This is a genomic window from Streptomyces gamaensis, from assembly GCF_042656465.1.
GTDB classification, from domain to species: Bacteria; Actinomycetota; Actinomycetes; order Streptomycetales; family Streptomycetaceae; genus Streptomyces; species Streptomyces gamaensis.
On sequence record NZ_JBHSPB010000007.1, the window covers coordinates 106,936 to 123,300 of the forward strand.

A 16,365-nucleotide genomic window follows, 5' to 3' on the forward strand; every position below is an offset into this window, starting at 1 on the left:
CGACACCTGATGACGGAACGTCAGTGAAGCCCGGGGCGGTCCGTCGCCGGCCGCCCCGGAGGGTCACCGGTCGCGGTGGAGCCGCTCGCCCAGGGCCTGGAGCACCACCGGCGGCACCAGGTGCGAGACGTCGCCGCCCCAGGCCGCGACCTCCTTGACGAGGCTGGAGGAGAGGAAGCTGTAGGTGGGGTTGGTGGGGACGAAGAGGGTCTCGACACCGGAGAGCCCGTTGTTCATCTGGGCCATCTGCAGCTCGTAGTCGAAGTCACTGACGGCCCGCAGTCCCTTGACGATCGCGGGGATGTCGCGCTGCTTGCAGAAGTCGACCAGGAGACCGTGGAAGGACTCCACCTCCACGTTGCCGTACTCGGCGGTGACCTGGCGCAGCAGGTCCATGCGCTCGTCGACGGTGAACAGGCCCTGCTTGGACTTGTTGATCATCACGGCGACATGCACGACGTCGTACAGCCTGGACGCGCGGGCGATGATGTCGAGGTGTCCATTGGTGACGGGGTCGAACGACCCCGGACAGACGGCGCGGCGCAACAGTGGTTCCTCGCTCTCCGGTCCATTCATGACGCGCATGCGGTCCCTACTCGTCCGTGCACGTCGAGGCGGCGCGACCGTACCAAAGCGTCCCCTCGCCGTAGCGGCGGGCCCTGACCGGCTCGAAGCCCTCCGGCCAGGGGAATTCGCCGCTGCGTGTGCTGCGCTCCACGGTGACCAGCGCCTCCTCGGCAAGCCAGCCCCCCGAGCGGAGTGTGAGGAGAATCTCGCACAGGTGCTCGTTGTCCACGACGTAGGGGGGGTCGAGGAAGACCACGTCGTAGGGGCGCCCGGGGGCCGGACCGGCGGCGGTCTGCTCGGCCCTGCCGGAGCGGACCTCGGCGCCCGGCAGCCCGATGGCGCGGACGTTCTCGCGGATGGTGCGCAGGGCGCGGGCGTCGGACTCGACGAGCAGGACGTGCTCGGCGCCGCGCGAGAGCGCCTCCAGGCCGACGGCGCCGGAGCCGCCGTACAGGTCGAGGACGCGGGTGCCGTGCAGGGTGCCGAGCAGCGACTGCCAGGTGGAGAACAGTCCCTCGCGCGCCCGGTCGGAGGTCGGGCGGGTGCCGGTGCCCGGCGGCACGGCCAGGCGGCGCCCGCCGGCGGCGCCGGCGATCACGCGGGTCATGGGGTCTTCGGGTCCTTCGCGAGCGGGGGTGGGTGTGCGGCCGGCGCCGTCCGGCCCGTACGCGCGCGTACGGGCGGGGCACCGCACCCTCAGCCTAGGCCGTCGCCCCGCGGCGGGCTCCGCGCGGGCTGCCGGACGGGGCAGGCCGGGGCGCGGGGGCGGCTAGCCCTTGTCGAGGTAGCGCTCGCGGTCGGCGTCGAGGAGGGCGTCCAGCGCGGTGCGCAGGGCGGGGAGGGCGGCGAGCTCCGGGTCGGCGGCCACGATCGCGCCCGCCTCCTCGCGGGCGGCGGCGATGACCTCCTCGTCGTCGATGACGGTGAGCATCCGCAGGCTGGAGCGGACCCCGGACTGGGCCTGGCCGAGGACATCGCCCTCGCGCCGCTGTTCCAGGTCGATGCGGGAGAGCTCGAAGCCGTCGAGGGTGCCGGCGACGGCGGCGAGCCGGGCGCGCGCGGGGCTCGCCTCGGGCGCCTCGCTGACCAGGAGGCACAGGCCGGGGGCGGAGCCGCGGCCGACGCGGCCGCGCAGCTGGTGCAGCTGCGAGACGCCGAACCGGTCCGCGTCCATGATCACCATGACGGTGGCGTTGGGCACGTTCACGCCGACCTCGATGACGGTGGTGGCGACCATGACGTCCGTCTCGCCAGCGGCGAAGCGGCGCATGACCTCGTCCTTGGCGTCCGGCTGCATCCGGCCGTGCAGCACCTCCACGCGCAGTCCGGCGAGGGGGCCCTTGGCGAGCTGTTCGGCGACGTCGAGGACGGCCAGCGGCGGGCGCCGCTCGTCGCCGGCCTCCTCCTGCTGCCGGGCCTTGTCGCCCTTGGTGCCGTTGTTCTCGTCGAGGTCGTCGCCGATGCGCGGGCAGACCACGTACGCCTGGTGGCCGGCCTGCACCTCCTCGCGCACCCGCTCCCAGGCGCGCGTGAGGAAGTGCGGTTTGTCCTTGGCGGGCACGACGTGGGAGGCGATCGGGGAGCGGCCGGCCGGGAGCTGGTCCAGCACGGAGGTCTCCAGGTCGCCGAAGACGGTCATGGCGACGGTGCGCGGGATGGGGGTGGCGGTCATCACCAGCAGGTGCGGCGGCTGTCTGCCCTTCGAGCGCAGGGCGTCGCGCTGCTCGACGCCGAAGCGGTGCTGTTCGTCGACGACGACCAGGCCGAGGTCGTGGAAGCGCACCTTGTCCTCGATCAGGGCGTGGGTGCCGATGACGATGCCGGCCTCGCCGGTGACGAGGTCGAGCAGGGCCTGGCGGCGGGCAGGGGCGCCCATGGAGCCGGTCAGGAGCACGACCTTCGTGCCGTGCTCGGCGCCGCCGAGGAGGCCGCCCTCGGCGAGCTCGCCCATCATCTCCGTGATGGAGCGGTGGTGCTGCTGGGCGAGGACCTCGGTGGGGGCGAGCATGGCGGCCTGGCCGCCCGCGTCGACGACGCCGAGCATCGCGCGCAGGGCGACGAGCGTCTTGCCGGAGCCGACCTCGCCCTGGAGCAGCCGGTGCATGGGGTGGGCGGTGGCGAGGTCGGCGAAGATCTCGGCGGAGACGGCCTGCTGGCCCTCGGTGAGGGTGAAGGGCAGCTTGGCGTCGAAGGAGTCGAGGATGCCGCCCGGCCCGGGCTTGCGGGGGACGGCGGGGAGCTGGCCGTCGGCGTGCCGGCGGCGGGCGAGGGCGACCTGGAGGACGAACGCCTCGTCCCACTTGAGCCGGGCGCGGGCGTCCTCGATGTCGGCCTTGGTGCGCGGCCGGTGGACCTTGCGGAAGGCGTCGGGGAGCTCGTCCAGGCCGCGGCCCTCGCGCAGGGCGGGCGGCAGCGGGTCGACGAGGGCGGCCCACTGCTCGGCCTCGAAGAGGGCGAGGAGGGTGTCGACGGCCTTGCTGATCTTCCAGGACTGGAACTGCTTGCAGGCGGGGTAGATCGGCAGCAGCCGGCCGGCGAAGGACTCGGCGGCGTCCGCGCCGCTGTCGCGGTCGAGCAGCTCGTAGTCGGGGTGCAGGAGCTGGCGGGCGCGGTTGAAGACGGAGACCTTGCCGGCGAACATGCCGCGCCGCCCGGGCACCAGCTCCCGCTCGCGCGCGTAGGCGCTGCGGCCGAAGAAGACGAGGGTCAGCGAGCCGCTGCCGTCGGTGACGACGACCTCCAGGCGGACGCCCTTGCCGTGGTTGAAGGTCTTCATGGCGGCCTTGGCGACCTGGGCGACGACGGTGACGTGCTCGTCGAGCGGCAGGTCGGCGAGGCGGGTCAGCTCGCCGCGCTCGGCGTACCGCCGCGGGTAGTGGTGCAGCAGGTCACCGGCGGTGTGCAGGCCGAGGTGCTCGGCCATCACCTTCGCGGTGTTGCCGCCGAGGAGCTTCTTGAGAGGTTCGTCGAGCGCGGGCACGCCACCTATTGCACACCATGGCACCGACATCCCGGCGGGATCGCGGGCGGCCCGTCACTCCCGGCCGCATGCCCTCGCCGGGTGCTCACTCCACGCCGAGGATCAGCGGCGGGGAGTGCTGTCCGCCCCGGTAGACGACGGTGTCGACGGCGAGGTGGCCGCCGCGCACGTGTCTCTCCAGCCGCTCGGCGACCGCGTCGGGGACGTCGGCGCCGAGGACGAGGGTGACCATCTCGCCGCCGGCCGCGAGCATGCGGTCGAGCACGGTCTCGGCGGTGGCGGCGAGGCCGTCGCCGATGACGGCGACGTCGCCGTCGATCAGGCCGAGGACGTCGCCGGCCTGGCAGACGCCGGCCATGGTCCACGAGCGGCGTTCGGCGACGGCGAGTTCGGCGTGGCGGGTGGCGCCAGCGGCGGCGGTCATCGCGACGACGTCCTCGTCGAAGCGGCGGCCGGGCTCGTGGACGGCGAGCGCGGCGATGCCCTGGACCGGGGAGCGGGTGGGGATGAGGGCGACGCGCACGCCCTCGCCGCGGGCCTGCTCGGCGGCGGCGGCCGCGGCGTGCCGCAGTGCGGGGTCGTTGGGCAGCAGCACCACTTCGCGTGCGTGGGCGCGGCGGACGGCGCCCGCGAGTTCGCCGCTGGCGGGCGGTTCGCCGGGGCGTACGGTCACGGCGGTGGCGCCGGCCCGCTCGCACAGGGCGGCCAGTCCCTCGCCGGGCACGACGGCGACGACGGCGCGCTGGACGGGCTCGCGGGCGGCCGCCGCCGCGGTGGTGCGGGCGCTGCCGAAGTGGGTGATGCGGACGCGGTACGGGCGGCCGGCGTCGATGCCGGCCTCGACGGCGGCGCCGGCGTCGTCGACGTGCACGTGGACGTTCCACAGGCCGTCGCCGCCGACGACGACGAGGGAGTCGCCGAGGGCGTCGAGGCGGGCGCGCAGCCGGTGCACGGCGTCGTCGTCCGCCTCCAGCAGGTAGATGACCTCGAAGGCGGGGGCGCCGTCTGCGGGGGCTGCCTCGCCGGGGTCGGCGCGGCAGCCTGCCGCCTGCCACGCGCGCGTGCCCGCGTCCGTGGCGGGGGCGGCGGGTGCGGTGGCGCCGCGCAGGGTGCGTTCCAGCGCGCCCAGGACCTCGACCAGGCCGCGGCCGCCGGGGTCGACGATCCCGGCCCGGCCGAGGGCCTCCAGCTGCCGGGGGGTCGCGGCCAGCGCGGCGCGGGCGGCGGTGTGCGCGGCGCCCGCGACGGCCGCGCTGTCGCCCTCGGCGGCCGCCGCGGCGCCGGCGGCCGCGGCGCCGACGGTGAGCACGGTGCCCTCCACGGGGCGGGCCACGCCCTCGTAGGCGGACTCGGCAGCGCGCCGCAGGGCCTGCCGCAGCGCGGCCGCCTCGTCGGTCTCCCCCGCCGTGCCGGCCGCGTCGGCGGCGAGGGTCTCGGCCATGCCGCGCAGCAGCTGGGCGAGGATCGTGCCGGAGTTGCCCCGGGCCCCGATCAGGGCGCCGTGGGCCATGGCGCGCATGGCCTCGGGGAGGGCGGGGCGGGCGGTGGGGCCGGTGGTGGCGTGGGCGTCGAAGACGGCGTCGACGGCGCTGCGCGCGGACTCGACGGTCAGGTAGAGGTTGGTGCCGGTGTCGCCGTCCGCGACCGGGTAGACGTTGATCGCGTCGATCTCCTCGCGGGCCCGGCCCAGGGCGTCGAGGGCCAGCGCGCACCAGGTGCGTACCGCGTCGGCGTCCAGCGGGTGGGGCACCGGCTTCTCCTTCCCGGCCGGGGCGTTCCGCGCTCCCGGCGGTGATCGGCGTGCGTGGCAGTGACCGGCAGCGTAGTCCGCCGCCGTGCGTGCCGGGACGGCCGGTGGGGGCGTCGGCGGCGGCCGGGCGGGCCACGGACCGGGCGTGATAGTTTCGTGGTCAGGGAGCGGCCGTTGTATGCTGCTCCGGTTGCCTGATGAGAATCAGGCGGATCCCCCCTGGCACTGCCGGTCATCGAATCCACTTCAGACTTCGATCCCGTCCTTGCCGGGATTTCACCGTAAGTGCATCTGAAGTCTTTGGAGTGACCCGTGGCTGCCAACTGCGACGTCTGCGGCAAGGGGCCGGGCTTCGGCAACAACATTTCGCACTCGCACCGCCGTACGTCCCGTCGCTGGAACCCCAACATCCAGCGCGTGCGTGCGATGGTCGGTCGGACGCCGAAGCGGCTCAACGTCTGCACCTCGTGCATCAAGGCCGGCAAGGTCTCGCGCTAGCGAGTGGTCCTCCCCGCGCAAGCGGGGGTGAGCCGGTCTCGCGCCGACGGCTTCCGTCGTGGCGCAGCCCCCTCCGGTTGCGTGAAAGCCGGTCCGCCTCAGGGCGGACCGGCTTTTCGCGTGCCCGCGTGCCCGCGCACCCCGGGACGGCGCGTGGCGGTGCCTCAGCCGCGCAGCCGCCAGGCGTGGTCGACCGGTCCGATGCCGGCGCCGAGCGGGAAGCCGGCGGCGATGGCACCGGTGACGTAGTCCTTGGCCTCGGCGACGGCCGCGGGCACCTGGCGGCCCTTGGCGAGTCCGGCGGCGATCGCGCTGGCGAGGGTGCAACCGGTGCCGTGCGTGTGCCGGTTGTCGTGGCGTGCGGCCCGCAGCCAGTGCTCCTCGGTGCCGTCGGTGAGCAGGTCGACCGCGTCGCCCGCCAGGTGCCCGCCCTTGATCAGGGCCCAGCGCGGCCCGTGGGCGAGCACGGCGTGCGCGGCGCGGCGCAGGTCGGCCTCGCCGGTGACGCGGACGCCGGTGAGGGAGGCGACCTCGTCGAGGTTGGGGGTGGCGACGGTGGCCAGCGGCAGCAGTTTCGCGCGCAGGACGTCCAGGGCGGAGCCGGCCAGCAGCGCGTCGCCGTGCTTGGAGACGCCGACGGGGTCGACGACGACGGGCGCTCCGAGGCCGGTGAGCAGGTCGGCGACGGTGGCGACGAGTTCCGCGGAGGCGAGCATGCCGGTCTTGACGGCCTGGACGCCGATGTCGTCGACGACGCTGCGGAACTGGGCCCGTACCGCCTCGGCGGGCAGCTCCCACGCCCCTTGCACACCGCGGGAGTTCTGGGCGGTGACGGCGGTGAGCACGCTCATGCCGTGTGTGCCGAGGGCGAGCATCGTCTTCAGGTCGGCCTGGATGCCCGCGCCGCCGCCGGAGTCGGATCCGGCGACGGTCAGGACGCGTGGTGGTATCGGCATGCCGCCGAATCTACCGACCCGTTCACCCGCGTCCTCGGCCGCCCGCCGGGGGCTAGCCCTCCGCGTCCCCGAAGTGGTCCCAGCCGCCCGCCTTGTCCCAGGGGGCGCCGTCGACGGTCACCTGTGGCAGTGCGGAGGGGTTGAGGACCTCTCCGATGACCTTCCAGCGCGCCGGGAGCTTCACGTCGGGCGGGAAGGTCGCGACGATCGCGTGGTCCTCTCCCCCGGTGAGCACCCACTGCAGGGGGTCGACGCCGACGGCCTGCCCGATGTCGTGCATCTGGGTGGGCACGTCGATGGCGGCCGTGCGCAGGTCGATACGGACCTTGCTGGCCTCGGCGATATGGCCGAGGTCGGCGATCAGCCCGTCGCTGACGTCGGTCATGGAGCTCGCGCCGAGCGCGGCGGCGGCGGGGCCGGCGTGGTAGGGCGGTTCGGGGCGGCGGTGGGCCTCGACGAAGGCGCGCGGTGAGCGGAAGCCGCGCACCAGTACCGCGTGCCCGGCCGCTGACCAGCCGAGCCAGCCGGTGACGGCGACGACGTCGCCGGGCCGGGCGCCGGAGCGGGTGACGGGTTCGGCGTTGCGCAGGTCGCCCAGGGCCGTGATGGCGACGGTGATGGTCTCGCCGCGTACGACGTCGCCGCCGACCACGGCCGCGCCGGCGACCTGGCACTCGTCGCGGATGCCGTCCATGAGCTCGGTCGGCCAGGTGGCGGGGAGTTCGGCGGGCACGACGAGGCCGAGCAGGACCGCGGTGGGCACGGCGCCCATGGCGGCGATGTCCGCGAGGTTCTGGGCGGCCGCCTTGCGGCCGACGTCGTAGGCGGTGGACCAGTCGCGCCGGAAGTGCCGTCCTTCCAGCAGCACGTCCGTGCTCGCCACGACTCTGCGGTCGGGGGCGGCGACCACCGCGGCGTCGTCACCCGGCCCGAGCCGGACCGCAGGGGTGGTGGTGAGCCGGGAGGTGAGCTCTCTGATGAGCCCGAACTCCCCCAACTCGCCCACGGTGCCTTTCACTGAGCTCCTCCTAGGAGTATTCCGTTGTGACGTGCGCCGCGCCGCGCACGCAGCGCGGGTCTCCCCGTGCCGTACGGCGACGCGGTACCGTGGCGTCTCTTCTCCCCACATGATCCTCGTAGCCGCCCTGGAGGTTCCGTGGTACAGGCGTACATCCTGATCCAGACCGAGGTCGGCAAGGCGTCGACCGTGGCCGAAGTCGTGGCGAAGATCGCGGGGGTGGTGCAGGCCGAGGACGTGACGGGCCCGTACGACGTCATCGTGCGCGCCCAGGCGGAGACCGTGGACGAGCTCGGCCGCATGGTGGTGGCCAAGGTGCAGAAGGTGGAGGGCATCACCCGGACCCTGACCTGTCCGATCGTCCACATCTAGTCCCCCCGTATGCTCGGCCGGTGAAGTCTTCGCTCCGCCGGCCGTCCGCGCTGTCCGCCCTCGTTGTGCTGCTCGCCGTCGCCGGCTGCGCGACGGAGCGCGGCCGGGCCGCGGCTCCCGCGCCTCCCACGCCGGGTGCGCGGGAGGCCGGGCTGTGCCGGGCCCTGCAGCGGGAGCTGCCGCGGACCGTCGACGGGCGGGAGCGGCGGGAGACCGGCTCGGAGCTGACCGCCGTGTGGGGTCCGGCCTCGGGGCCGTCGATCGTGCTGCGCTGCGGGGTGCCGCGCCCGGAGGTCCTCACGCCCGGTTCCGCACACTACAGCCCCACCACGGACGCGGCGGAGATCGACGGGGTGGACTGGGTGCCGGAGCGGCAGCCGGACGGCAGCGTGCGCTGTACGACCCAGTGGCGCGCGGCCTTCGTCGAGGTGACCCTGCCGAAGGAGGTCACCGGCGGCGCCGGCGACATCAGTGCGCTCACCGACCTCGCCGACGCCGTCAAGAAGGCTCTCCCCTTCGGGGCGTTCTAGAACGCCGCCCAGAACGCCGCGCGGGCTCTAGCGCAGGCCCGTCGGGCGCCGCAGCGCGGCCTCGACCAGCCGGTCGATGAGCTCCGGGTAGCTCACGCCGCTCTCCTGCCACATGCGCGGGTACATGGAGATGGGCGTGAAGCCGGGCATGGTGTTGATCTCGTTGATGACGAACTCGCCGTCCTCGGTGAGGAAGAAGTCGGCGCGCACCAGGCCCTCGCAGGAGGCGGCGTCGAAGGCGCGCACGGCGAGCTCCTGGACCCGGCGCGTCTCCTCCTCGGTCAGCGGCGCGGGCACGATGCCGGACGCGGAGTCGATGTACTTCGCCTCGAAGTCGTAGAAGTCGTGGGCGGTGACGGGCGGGATCTCGGCGGGGACGCTCGCGCGCGGACCGTCGGCGAACTCCAGCACGCCGCACTCGATCTCCCGGCCGCGCAGCAGCGCCTCGACGAGGATCTTGGGGTCGTGGCGCTGGGCCTCGGCGATGGCCTCGTCCAGACCGGCGGCGTCGGCGACCTTGGTGATGCCCATGGACGAGCCGGCGCGGGCGGGCTTGACGAAGAGCGGCCAGCCGTGCTGCTCGGCGAAGTCGGTGATCTTGCGGCGGGCGGCGACCGGGTCGGCGGCCCACTCGCGGGGGCGGATCACCTCGTACGGGCCGACGGGCAGCCCGAAGGAGAGGAAGATCCGCTTCATGTACTCCTTGTCCTGGCCGACGGCCGAGGCGAGCACCCCGGAGCCGACGTAGGGCACCCCGGCGAGGTCGAGCATGCCCTGGAGGGTGCCGTCCTCGCCGTACGGGCCGTGCAGCACGGGGAAGACGACGTCGACCTCGCCCAGCGCCTTGGGCACCGTTCCGGGCTCGCTGTAGACGACCTCGCGGTCGGAGGGGTCGACGGGGAGCACGACGGTGCCGTCGGGCGAGCGGTCGAGCTGCTCGACGCTGGGCAGGGCGCGCTCGGTGATCGCCATCCGCTCGGGGTCGTCGGTGGTCAGCGCCCAACGGCCGTCGGTGGTGATACCGATCGGCAGCACGTCGTACTTCGTGCGGTCGATGGCGCGGAGCACGGCACCGGCGGTGACGACGGAGATCGCGTGCTCGGAACTGCGGCCGCCGAAGACGACCGCGACGCGCGGCTTGCGGCCCGTCTGCGGGCTCTGGGGGGAGATCTCGCTGCTCATATCGCGTCGAGACTACCTCGTGCCCGTGGCGGTCAGCGCCGCTCGGGCTTGGCACTGCGCGACATCAGCTCCGCGAGGGCCACGAGCGGCGGCTTGCCCTCGTGGACGATGCCGACGACGGTCTCGGTGATGGGCATCTCGACGCCGTGCCGGCGGGCCAGATCCAGCACGGATTCACAGGACTTGACGCCTTCGGCGGTCTGCCGGGTGACCGCGATGGTCTCCTCCAGGGTCATGCCGCGGCCGAGGTTGGCGCCGAAGGTGTGGTTGCGGGACAGCGGCGAGGAGCAGGTGGCGACGAGGTCGCCCATGCCGGCGAGCCCGGCGAAGGTGTGCGCGTCGGCGCCCATCGCCAGTCCCAGCCGGGTGGTTTCGGCCAGTCCCCGGGTGATGAGCGAGGCCTTGGCGTTGTCGCCGAGCCCCATGCCGTCGGCGATGCCGACCGCGAGCGCGATGACGTTCTTGACGGCGCCGCCGAGTTCGCAGCCGACGACGTCGGTGTTGGTGTACGGGCGGAAGTACGCGGTGTGGCAGGCCGTCTGGAGCCGTTGGGCCACCGGCTCGTCGCGGCAGGCGACCACGGCGGCGGCGGGCTGCCGGGCGGCGATCTCCTTGGCGAGGTTGGGCCCGGTGAGCACGGCGACCTGTTCCGGGCCGACCTTGGCGACCTCCTCGATCACCTCGCTCATCCGCTTGGCGGTGCCGAGTTCGACACCCTTCATCAGGGAGACGAGGATCGTGTCGGGGGGCAGCAGGGGCGCCCACTCGGCGAGATTGCCGCGCAGCGTCTGCGAGGGGACGGCCAGTACGGTGAACTCGGCGTCCCGCGCGGCGAGCGCCGGGTCGGTGGTGGCCCGTACGCCGTCGGGGAGTTCGACGCCCGGCAGGTAGTCGGGGTTGGCGCGGGTGGTGTTGATGGCGTCGACGAGGGCCGAACGGCGGCCCCACATGGTCACTTGGCAGCCGGCGTCGGCGAGGACCATGGCGAAGGCCGTTCCCCAGGAGCCGGTTCCGTAGACGGCGCAGCGCGTCACTTGGCGTCCTCCTGCGGCAGGTTGTCCCCGCGGTCCTCACGGCGGGCGGCGGCGCGGGCCCTCCTGGGGCTGTACGGCTGCTCGGGGGCGGGCTCCCCGCGGAGTTCGGCGAGGAGGGCGGTGATGGCGGCCATGATGTCCTCGGTGGCCGCGCGCAGGACCTCGGCGGTGGGCTCCTTGCCGTAGTACGCGGACAGGTCGACCGGCGGACCGGCCAGCACCCGCAGCGTCTTGCGGGGGAAGAGCCGCAGCTTTTTGTCCTTCGCGTACGGCGGCATGGCCTCGTTGGCGCCCCACTGGGCGACGGGGATGACGGGGGCGCGGGTGAGCAGGGCGACGCGGGCGGCGCCGGTCTTGCCCTCCATGGGCCACATGTCGGGGTCGCGGGTGAGGGTGCCCTCGGGGTAGAAGGCCACGCACTCGCCCTTGTTGATGGCCGCGACGGCGGCGCGGAAGGCGGCCGCGGCGTCGGAGGACTCGCGGTAGACGGGGATCTGTCCGGTGCCGCGCAGCACGGCGCCGACGAACGTGCCCTTGAACAGGGCCGCCTTGGCGAGGAAGCGGGGCACTCGCCCGGTGTTGTACTGGTAGTGCGCGTAGGACAGCGGGTCCAGATAGGAGTTGTGGTTGACGGCGGTGATGAAACCGCCCTCCGCCGGAATGTGCTCCGTCCCGCGCCAGTCCCGCTTGAAGAGAACCACGAGCGGCGGTTTCGCCAACACCGCCGCGAAGCGGTACCAGAAGCCGATTCTGTGGCGGGACACTCCAACACCCTTCTCTTGGGACCTGGGGGCTGTGCTGAACCCGGGGGCCGCACAAGTGCCGCACAAGTGTCGCCCCAGGTACCCGGTCTGTCGAGAACACCGTAACCCCGCGCTCGGCGGGCGGTCGCGGCGGCGGACAATGGGGCCGTTGCCGAGGAGAGGGGGCGAGGGGCGGTGGTGGCCTGGAGCGTGGTCGTGCCCGTCAAGCCGCTCGCGCTGGCCAAGAGCCGTCTCGCGCACGGGCTCGGGCCGGTCCCCCGCTCCGCGCTCGCGCTGGCCTTCGCGCTGGACACGGTGGCCGCCGCGGCCTCCTGCGGGGCGGTACGGGATGTGGCGGTCGTCACGGACGACGCCCTGGCGGGGGCGGAACTGGCGGGGCTCGGGGCGCGGGTGCTGCCCGAACCGGCGGGTGGCGGCGGGCTGAACGCGGCGCTCGCGCACGGCGCTCGCTGGGTGCGCTCGCACCGGCCGCGGGCGGCGGTGGCGACACTCAACGCGGATCTGCCGGCGCTGCGTCCGGGGGAACTGGCGCGGGTGCTGGCCGCCGCCGGGGAATTCCCGCGCGCTTTTCTCGCGGACGCGGCCGGAATCGGGACGACGCTGCTGGCGGCGGCTCCCGGGGTGGATCTGGAGCCGGCCTTCGAGGGCCGTTCCCGTGCCCGTCATCTGGCGTCCGGGGCGTGCGAGATCGCTGTGGCGGACGTGGATTCCGTGCGCCAGGACGTGGACAGCGAGGCGGATTTGCGGGCGGCCCTGGCGCTGGGGGTGGGGCCGCGCACGGCGGCCGCAGCGAGAGGGCTGCCGGCCTGTGGAGCGGCCCGGTCCGACTGAGTGGGCCGCGCCGGACCTCCGCCGCCGGCGCCGGGGGTCCGGTGGAGCGCTTAGGCTTCGAGGTATGCAGGCCACCGCGTACACCTTCGACCCCGGGACCCGCTCCGGCAGCGTGCTGCTGGACGACGGCACCCCCTTGTCCTTCGACGCGGCGGCGTTCGACGCGGGCGGGCTGCGGCTGCTGCGGCCGGGGCAGCGGGTGCGGATCGTCCTCGAAGAGACCGAGAACGAGACCGAGGACGGGACCGGGGAAGAGAGCGGGAGGGCCGGGCAGGACGCCCAGGGGGCCGCAGGAGGCCCTCGCCCCGACGTGGCGGACTCCGCGGGCGGCGGGGCCGGTTCGGGGGGCCAGGGGGCCGCGCAGACGGCTCAGGGCCCGTTCGCGGGCCGGCGTGTGACGCTCGTGACACTGCAGACGTTCTGAGCGAACGTTCCGAGTGGACGTCCTGAGAGGACGTTCCGGGGAGACGGAACGCGGGGTTCCGGGGCTCGCGGGCCCCAAGGCGCCCACAGGTCCGGCCGATCGGGCCGCCGCCCGGGCGCAACGGCCGCCGGAACGCACCGCGGGCCGGGCTCCCCCGAGGGGGCCCGGCCCGGCGGTGACGCCGTGGGCGGCCTGGTGTTACTTCTTCTTGGCAGCCGTCTTCTTGGCGGTGGTCTTGCGCGCGGTGGTCTTGCGCGCCGGCGCCGTCTTGGCGGGAGCCTTCTTGGCGACGGTCTTCTTCGCCGTGGTCTTCTTGGCCGTGGTCTTCTTGGCGGCGGTGGCCTTCTTGGCCGCCGTCGCCTTCTTGGCCGTGGTCTTCTTCGCGGTCACCTTCTTCGCGGCCGTCGTCTTCTTGACGGCGGCCTTCTTGGCGGTGGTCGCCTTCTTCGCGGCCGTCTTCTTGGCGGTGGCCTTCTTCGCCGCGGCCTTCTTCACGGTGGCCTTGGCGCCCGTCAGGCTGCCCTTGGGCGCCTTCTTGACCGCGATCTCGCCGCCCTTGGGCAGCTTCTTGGTGCCGCTCACCAGGTCCTTGAAGCCCTGGCCCGCGCGGAAGCGCGGCACGGAGGTCTTCTTGACCCGCACGCGCTCGCCCGTCTGCGGGTTGCGGGCGTAACGGGCCGGGCGGTCGACCTTCTCGAACGAGCCGAAGCCGGTGACCGAGACACGGTCCCCGCTCACAACTGCGCGGACGATGGCGTCGAGTACGGCGTCGACGGCGTCGGCTGCCTGCTGGCGGCCACCGAGCTTGTCGGCAATCTCTTCAACGAGCTGCGCCTTGTTCACGTCTTCCCCTTCGGAGACTTTGCTGGAATCCGTTCCAGCGTTTTCGCACGTTAGGCAGATATATACCGCAAATCAAACACGAAACGGTCTAATCACCCTTGTGCCGCAACGAACTCGACCATCACGCAGTTCCGTCACGGTCGGGCTCTTCGGGGAAACGGCCCTCGTCGAGGTCGTTCATCAGCCGGTCCAGACGCTTTGCCGCGCCTGAGAGATCGTGCTTTGCCGCAGCCGTGATGGCCAGCAGCTTCCGGGACAGCGCCACCCGTACGCCCTCCGGGACTTGCAGTGTGCGCACCCTCGCGTGCGCTTCCTTCAGCCGGTCCGCGACGAGCCGGTAAAGCACGAGTTGGCTGTCGCGTTCCATGCACCGATTGTGCCATCTGCGGCGAGTTGTCGCCTCACGGGGCCTCAACATGGCGATGCGCCCCCTGTCCGAGGACAGGGGGCGCATCATGCCAAACCCCGGGTGAGCAGCGGAAATCCAGGACCACCGAAGGGGGACACGGGGGCCCGCGACAGGCCCGAAATCCGTGTCAGACCCGGGCGGTCGAGGGCTTGAACGAGGGCCGCGCGGCCTCGTACGCGGCGATGTCCGCCTCGTGCCGCAGGGTCAGCGCGATGTCGTCCAGACCCTCCAGGAGTCGCCACCGGGCGTTCTCGTCAAGGTCGAAACCGGCCGTGATGCCCTCGGCGCGGACCTCCCGCGCCACGAGGTCGACGGTCACCTCGGCGGTGGGGTCGGCCTCGGTGAGCCTCCACAGCGCGTCCACAGTCTCCTGCGGCAGGACGACCGTCAGCAGGCCGTTCTTCAGCGAGTTGCCGCGGAAGATGTCGGCGAAGCGCGCGGAGACGACGGCCTTGAAGCCGTAGTTCTGCAGCGCCCACACGGCGTGCTCACGGGAGGAGCCGGTGCCGAAGTCCGGGCCGGCCACCAGGATCGAGGCGCCCTGCCGCTCGGGGCGGTTGAGCACGAACTCCGGGTCCTTGCGCCACGCCTCGAAGAGCCCGTCCTCGAAGCCGTCGCGGGTGACCTTCTTCAGCCAGTGCGCGGGGATGATCTGGTCGGTGTCGACATTGCCGCGGCGCAGCGGTACGGCGCGGCCGGTGTGCGAGGTGAACGCTTCCATCGGGACTCAGGCCTCCACGGGGGTGCGGGCGTCGGCCGAACCAGTCGGACCGGTCGGTTCTTTCAGGTCTGCGGGCGAGGCCAGATGCCCCAGCACGGCGGTGGCGGCGGCGACCTGGGGCGAGACGAGGTGGGTACGGCCGCCCTTGCCCTGCCTGCCCTCGAAGTTGCGGTTGGAGGTCGACGCGCACCGCTCGCCGGGGGCGAGTTGGTCGGGGTTCATGCCCAGGCACATCGAGCAGCCCGCGTGCCGCCATTCGGCCCCTGCGGCGGTGAACACCTTGTCCAGTCCCTCCTCGACGGCCTGCAGCGACACGCGGACCGAGCCGGGGACGACCAGCATGCGGACGCCGTCGGCGACGCGGCGGCCGTCGAGGACCCCGGCGGCGGCGCGCAGGTCCTCGATACGGCCATTGGTGCACGAGCCCACGAACACGGCGTCCACCGTGACGTCGCGCAGCGCCTGACCCGCCGTCAACCCCATGTATTCCAGGGCGTTTTCGGCGGCCAGCCGGTCGGAGGGGTCGGCGTAGGAGGCCGGGTCGGGGACGCGCTCGGAAAGCGGCGCGCCCTGGCCGGGGTTGGTGCCCCAGGTGACGAACGGGGAGAGCTCGGAGGCGTCGATGACCACTTCGTGGTCGAAGACGGCGTCGTCGTCCGTGCGCAGGGTGCGCCAGTACGCGACGGCGGCGTCCCAGTCGGCGCCCTGCGGCGCGTGCGGACGGTCCTTGAGGTAGGCGAACGTGGTCTCGTCGGGGGCGATCATCCCGGCGCGGGCGCCTGCCTCGATGGACATGTTGCACACGGTCATGCGTGCCTCCATCGAGAGTTTCTCGATGGCGGGGCCGCGGTACTCGATGACGTAGCCCTGGCCGCCGCCGGTGCCGATGCGCGCGATGACCGCGAGGATCAGGTCCTTGGCCGTGACGCCGGCGGGCAGTTCGCCCTCGACGGTGACCGCCATGGTCCGGAACGGCGCCAACGGCAGTGTCTGGGTGGCCAGGACGTGCTCGACCTGGCTGGTGCCGATGCCGAAGGCCAGCGCGCCGAAGGCGCCGTGGGTGGAGGTGTGGCTGTCGCCGCAGACCACGGTGGTGCCCGGCTGGGTCAGTCCCAGCTGCGGTCCCACGACGTGGACGACTCCCTGCTCGACGTCGCCGAGGGGGTGCAGCCGTACGCCGAACTCGGCGCAGTTCCGGCGCAGGGTCTCCAGCTGGGTGCGGGAGACGGGGTCGGCGATCGGCTTGTCGATGTCGAGGGTGGGGGTGTTGTGGTCCTCGGTGGCGATGGTCAGGTCCAGGCGGCGGACCCCGCGGCCGGCCCGGCGCAGCCCGTCGAAGGCCTGCGGACTGGTGACCTCGTGGAGCAGGTGCAGATCGATGAAGAGCAGGTCGGGCTCGCCTTCGGCGCGCCTGACGACATGGTCGTCCCAGACCTTTTGCGCGAGTGTCCGTCCCATCGCAGTCCCTCCGGCCGGCGGCGTCGCC

Annotated in this window: 18 protein-coding genes; 5 read left to right on the forward strand and 13 right to left on the reverse strand. The window is 73.2% G+C overall.

The features are described 5' to 3' along the window. Positions 1-63 precede the first annotated feature (63 nt). From coaD to ACFP1Z_RS13445, 4 genes are all read right to left on the reverse strand, one after another. The gene (coaD, locus tag ACFP1Z_RS13430) at positions 64-576 is read right to left on the reverse strand and encodes a pantetheine-phosphate adenylyltransferase (RefSeq protein ID WP_390316684.1); all 513 of its coding nucleotides are present in this window, start codon (positions 574-576) and stop codon (positions 64-66) included. A 16-nt stretch (positions 577-592) separates the two neighbouring features. Further along, a complete protein-coding gene (gene rsmD, locus ACFP1Z_RS13435; protein ID WP_390316402.1) occupies positions 593-1,174 on the reverse strand; it encodes a 16S rRNA (guanine(966)-N(2))-methyltransferase RsmD in 582 nt (193 codons plus the stop codon). Between the two features lie 162 nt (positions 1,175-1,336). Continuing rightward, positions 1,337-3,577, reverse strand: coding sequence for an ATP-dependent DNA helicase RecG (recG, locus tag ACFP1Z_RS13440; protein ID WP_390316403.1), 2,241 nt, complete (start codon positions 3,575-3,577; stop codon positions 1,337-1,339). A gap of 55 nt (positions 3,578-3,632) precedes the next feature. Continuing rightward, the gene (locus ACFP1Z_RS13445; RefSeq protein ID WP_390316404.1) at positions 3,633-5,297 is read right to left on the reverse strand and encodes a DAK2 domain-containing protein; all 1,665 of its coding nucleotides are present in this window, start codon (positions 5,295-5,297) and stop codon (positions 3,633-3,635) included. 312 nt (positions 5,298-5,609) lie between these two features. On the opposite strand from ACFP1Z_RS13445, the gene rpmB reads away from it, so the two are divergent. Further along, on the forward strand, positions 5,610-5,795 hold the full coding sequence (gene rpmB / locus ACFP1Z_RS13450; protein ID WP_093662092.1) for a 50S ribosomal protein L28: 186 nt from the start codon (positions 5,610-5,612) through the stop codon (positions 5,793-5,795). A gap of 164 nt (positions 5,796-5,959) precedes the next feature. Here rpmB and thiD read toward each other — a convergent pair whose 3' ends face one another. Both thiD and ACFP1Z_RS13460 read right to left on the reverse strand, forming a co-directional pair. Beyond that, positions 5,960-6,751 (reverse strand): bifunctional hydroxymethylpyrimidine kinase/phosphomethylpyrimidine kinase, encoded by a 792-nt coding sequence (gene thiD / locus ACFP1Z_RS13455; RefSeq protein WP_390316405.1) that lies wholly within the window; start codon positions 6,749-6,751, stop codon positions 5,960-5,962. A 52-nt stretch (positions 6,752-6,803) separates the two neighbouring features. Further along, the gene (locus tag ACFP1Z_RS13460) at positions 6,804-7,769 is read right to left on the reverse strand and encodes a thiamine-phosphate kinase (RefSeq protein WP_390316407.1); all 966 of its coding nucleotides are present in this window, start codon (positions 7,767-7,769) and stop codon (positions 6,804-6,806) included. A 138-nt stretch (positions 7,770-7,907) separates the two neighbouring features. Between ACFP1Z_RS13460 and ACFP1Z_RS13465 the strand changes: the two genes are divergently transcribed. Continuing rightward, positions 7,908-8,141, forward strand: coding sequence for an Lrp/AsnC ligand binding domain-containing protein (locus ACFP1Z_RS13465; RefSeq protein WP_390316408.1), 234 nt, complete (start codon positions 7,908-7,910; stop codon positions 8,139-8,141). Positions 8,142-8,161: 20 nt separating this feature from the next. After that, positions 8,162-8,671 carry a DUF3515 domain-containing protein gene (locus ACFP1Z_RS13470; protein ID WP_390316409.1) on the forward strand — a complete coding sequence of 170 codons (510 nt, stop codon included), beginning with the start codon at positions 8,162-8,164 and terminating at the stop codon, positions 8,669-8,671. A 27-nt stretch (positions 8,672-8,698) separates the two neighbouring features. Here ACFP1Z_RS13470 and ACFP1Z_RS13475 read toward each other — a convergent pair whose 3' ends face one another. The 3 genes from ACFP1Z_RS13475 to ACFP1Z_RS13485 are packed head-to-tail and all read right to left on the reverse strand — an operon-like array spanning position 8,699 to position 11,651. Further along, positions 8,699-9,853 carry a D-alanine--D-alanine ligase family protein gene (locus ACFP1Z_RS13475; protein WP_390316410.1) on the reverse strand — a complete coding sequence of 385 codons (1,155 nt, stop codon included), beginning with the start codon at positions 9,851-9,853 and terminating at the stop codon, positions 8,699-8,701. Between the two features lie 32 nt (positions 9,854-9,885). Next, positions 9,886-10,887, reverse strand: coding sequence for an NAD(P)H-dependent glycerol-3-phosphate dehydrogenase (locus tag ACFP1Z_RS13480; RefSeq protein WP_390316411.1), 1,002 nt, complete (start codon positions 10,885-10,887; stop codon positions 9,886-9,888). Then, positions 10,884-11,651, reverse strand: coding sequence for a lysophospholipid acyltransferase family protein (locus tag ACFP1Z_RS13485; RefSeq protein WP_390316412.1), 768 nt, complete (start codon positions 11,649-11,651; stop codon positions 10,884-10,886). Before ACFP1Z_RS13485 ends, ACFP1Z_RS13480 begins: the two co-directional genes overlap by 4 nt. 177 nt (positions 11,652-11,828) lie before the next feature. Between ACFP1Z_RS13485 and cofC the strand changes: the two genes are divergently transcribed. Both cofC and ACFP1Z_RS13495 read left to right on the forward strand, forming a co-directional pair. Next, on the forward strand, positions 11,829-12,482 hold the full coding sequence (gene cofC / locus ACFP1Z_RS13490; protein ID WP_390316413.1) for a 2-phospho-L-lactate guanylyltransferase: 654 nt from the start codon (positions 11,829-11,831) through the stop codon (positions 12,480-12,482). A 64-nt stretch (positions 12,483-12,546) separates the two neighbouring features. Further along, entirely contained in the window at positions 12,547-12,906 is a 360-nt protein-coding gene (locus ACFP1Z_RS13495; RefSeq protein ID WP_390316701.1) for a hypothetical protein, read from the forward strand. Between the two features lie 198 nt (positions 12,907-13,104). Here ACFP1Z_RS13495 and ACFP1Z_RS13500 read toward each other — a convergent pair whose 3' ends face one another. The 4 genes from ACFP1Z_RS13500 to leuC form a co-directional block, all read right to left on the reverse strand. Continuing rightward, positions 13,105-13,749 (reverse strand): HU family DNA-binding protein, encoded by a 645-nt coding sequence (locus ACFP1Z_RS13500; RefSeq protein ID WP_390316414.1) that lies wholly within the window; start codon positions 13,747-13,749, stop codon positions 13,105-13,107. Between the two features lie 121 nt (positions 13,750-13,870). Then, positions 13,871-14,116 carry an SCO5555 family protein gene (locus ACFP1Z_RS13505; RefSeq protein ID WP_390316416.1) on the reverse strand — a complete coding sequence of 82 codons (246 nt, stop codon included), beginning with the start codon at positions 14,114-14,116 and terminating at the stop codon, positions 13,871-13,873. A gap of 169 nt (positions 14,117-14,285) precedes the next feature. Continuing rightward, positions 14,286-14,879: a 3-isopropylmalate dehydratase small subunit gene (gene leuD / locus ACFP1Z_RS13510; RefSeq protein ID WP_390316417.1), complete on the reverse strand. Its 594-nt coding sequence runs from the start codon at positions 14,877-14,879 to the stop codon at positions 14,286-14,288. 6 nt (positions 14,880-14,885) lie between these two features. Continuing rightward, the gene (gene leuC, locus ACFP1Z_RS13515) at positions 14,886-16,337 is read right to left on the reverse strand and encodes a 3-isopropylmalate dehydratase large subunit (RefSeq protein ID WP_390316418.1); all 1,452 of its coding nucleotides are present in this window, start codon (positions 16,335-16,337) and stop codon (positions 14,886-14,888) included. Between the last annotated feature and the right edge of the window lie 28 nt (positions 16,338-16,365).

Excerpts from the sequence above, each read along its gene's own strand:
- leuD (WP_390316417.1), bottom strand. The coding sequence starts at position 14,879 with ATGGAAGCGTTCACCTCGCACACCGGCCGCGCCGTACCGCTGCGCCGC.
- recG (WP_390316403.1), bottom strand. The coding sequence starts at position 3,577 with ATGTCGGTGCCATGGTGTGCAATAGGTGGCGTGCCCGCGCTCGACGAA.
- ACFP1Z_RS13495 (WP_390316701.1), top strand. The coding sequence starts at position 12,547 with ATGCAGGCCACCGCGTACACCTTCGACCCCGGGACCCGCTCCGGCAGC.
- coaD (WP_390316684.1), bottom strand. The coding sequence starts at position 576 with ATGAATGGACCGGAGAGCGAGGAACCACTGTTGCGCCGCGCCGTCTGT.
- ACFP1Z_RS13475 (WP_390316410.1), bottom strand. The coding sequence starts at position 9,853 with ATGAGCAGCGAGATCTCCCCCCAGAGCCCGCAGACGGGCCGCAAGCCG.
- leuC (WP_390316418.1), bottom strand. The coding sequence starts at position 16,337 with ATGGGACGGACACTCGCGCAAAAGGTCTGGGACGACCATGTCGTCAGG.
- ACFP1Z_RS13505 (WP_390316416.1), bottom strand. The coding sequence starts at position 14,116 with ATGGAACGCGACAGCCAACTCGTGCTTTACCGGCTCGTCGCGGACCGG.
- thiD (WP_390316405.1), bottom strand. The coding sequence starts at position 6,751 with ATGCCGATACCACCACGCGTCCTGACCGTCGCCGGATCCGACTCCGGC.
- rsmD (WP_390316402.1), bottom strand. The coding sequence starts at position 1,174 with ATGACCCGCGTGATCGCCGGCGCCGCCGGCGGGCGCCGCCTGGCCGTG.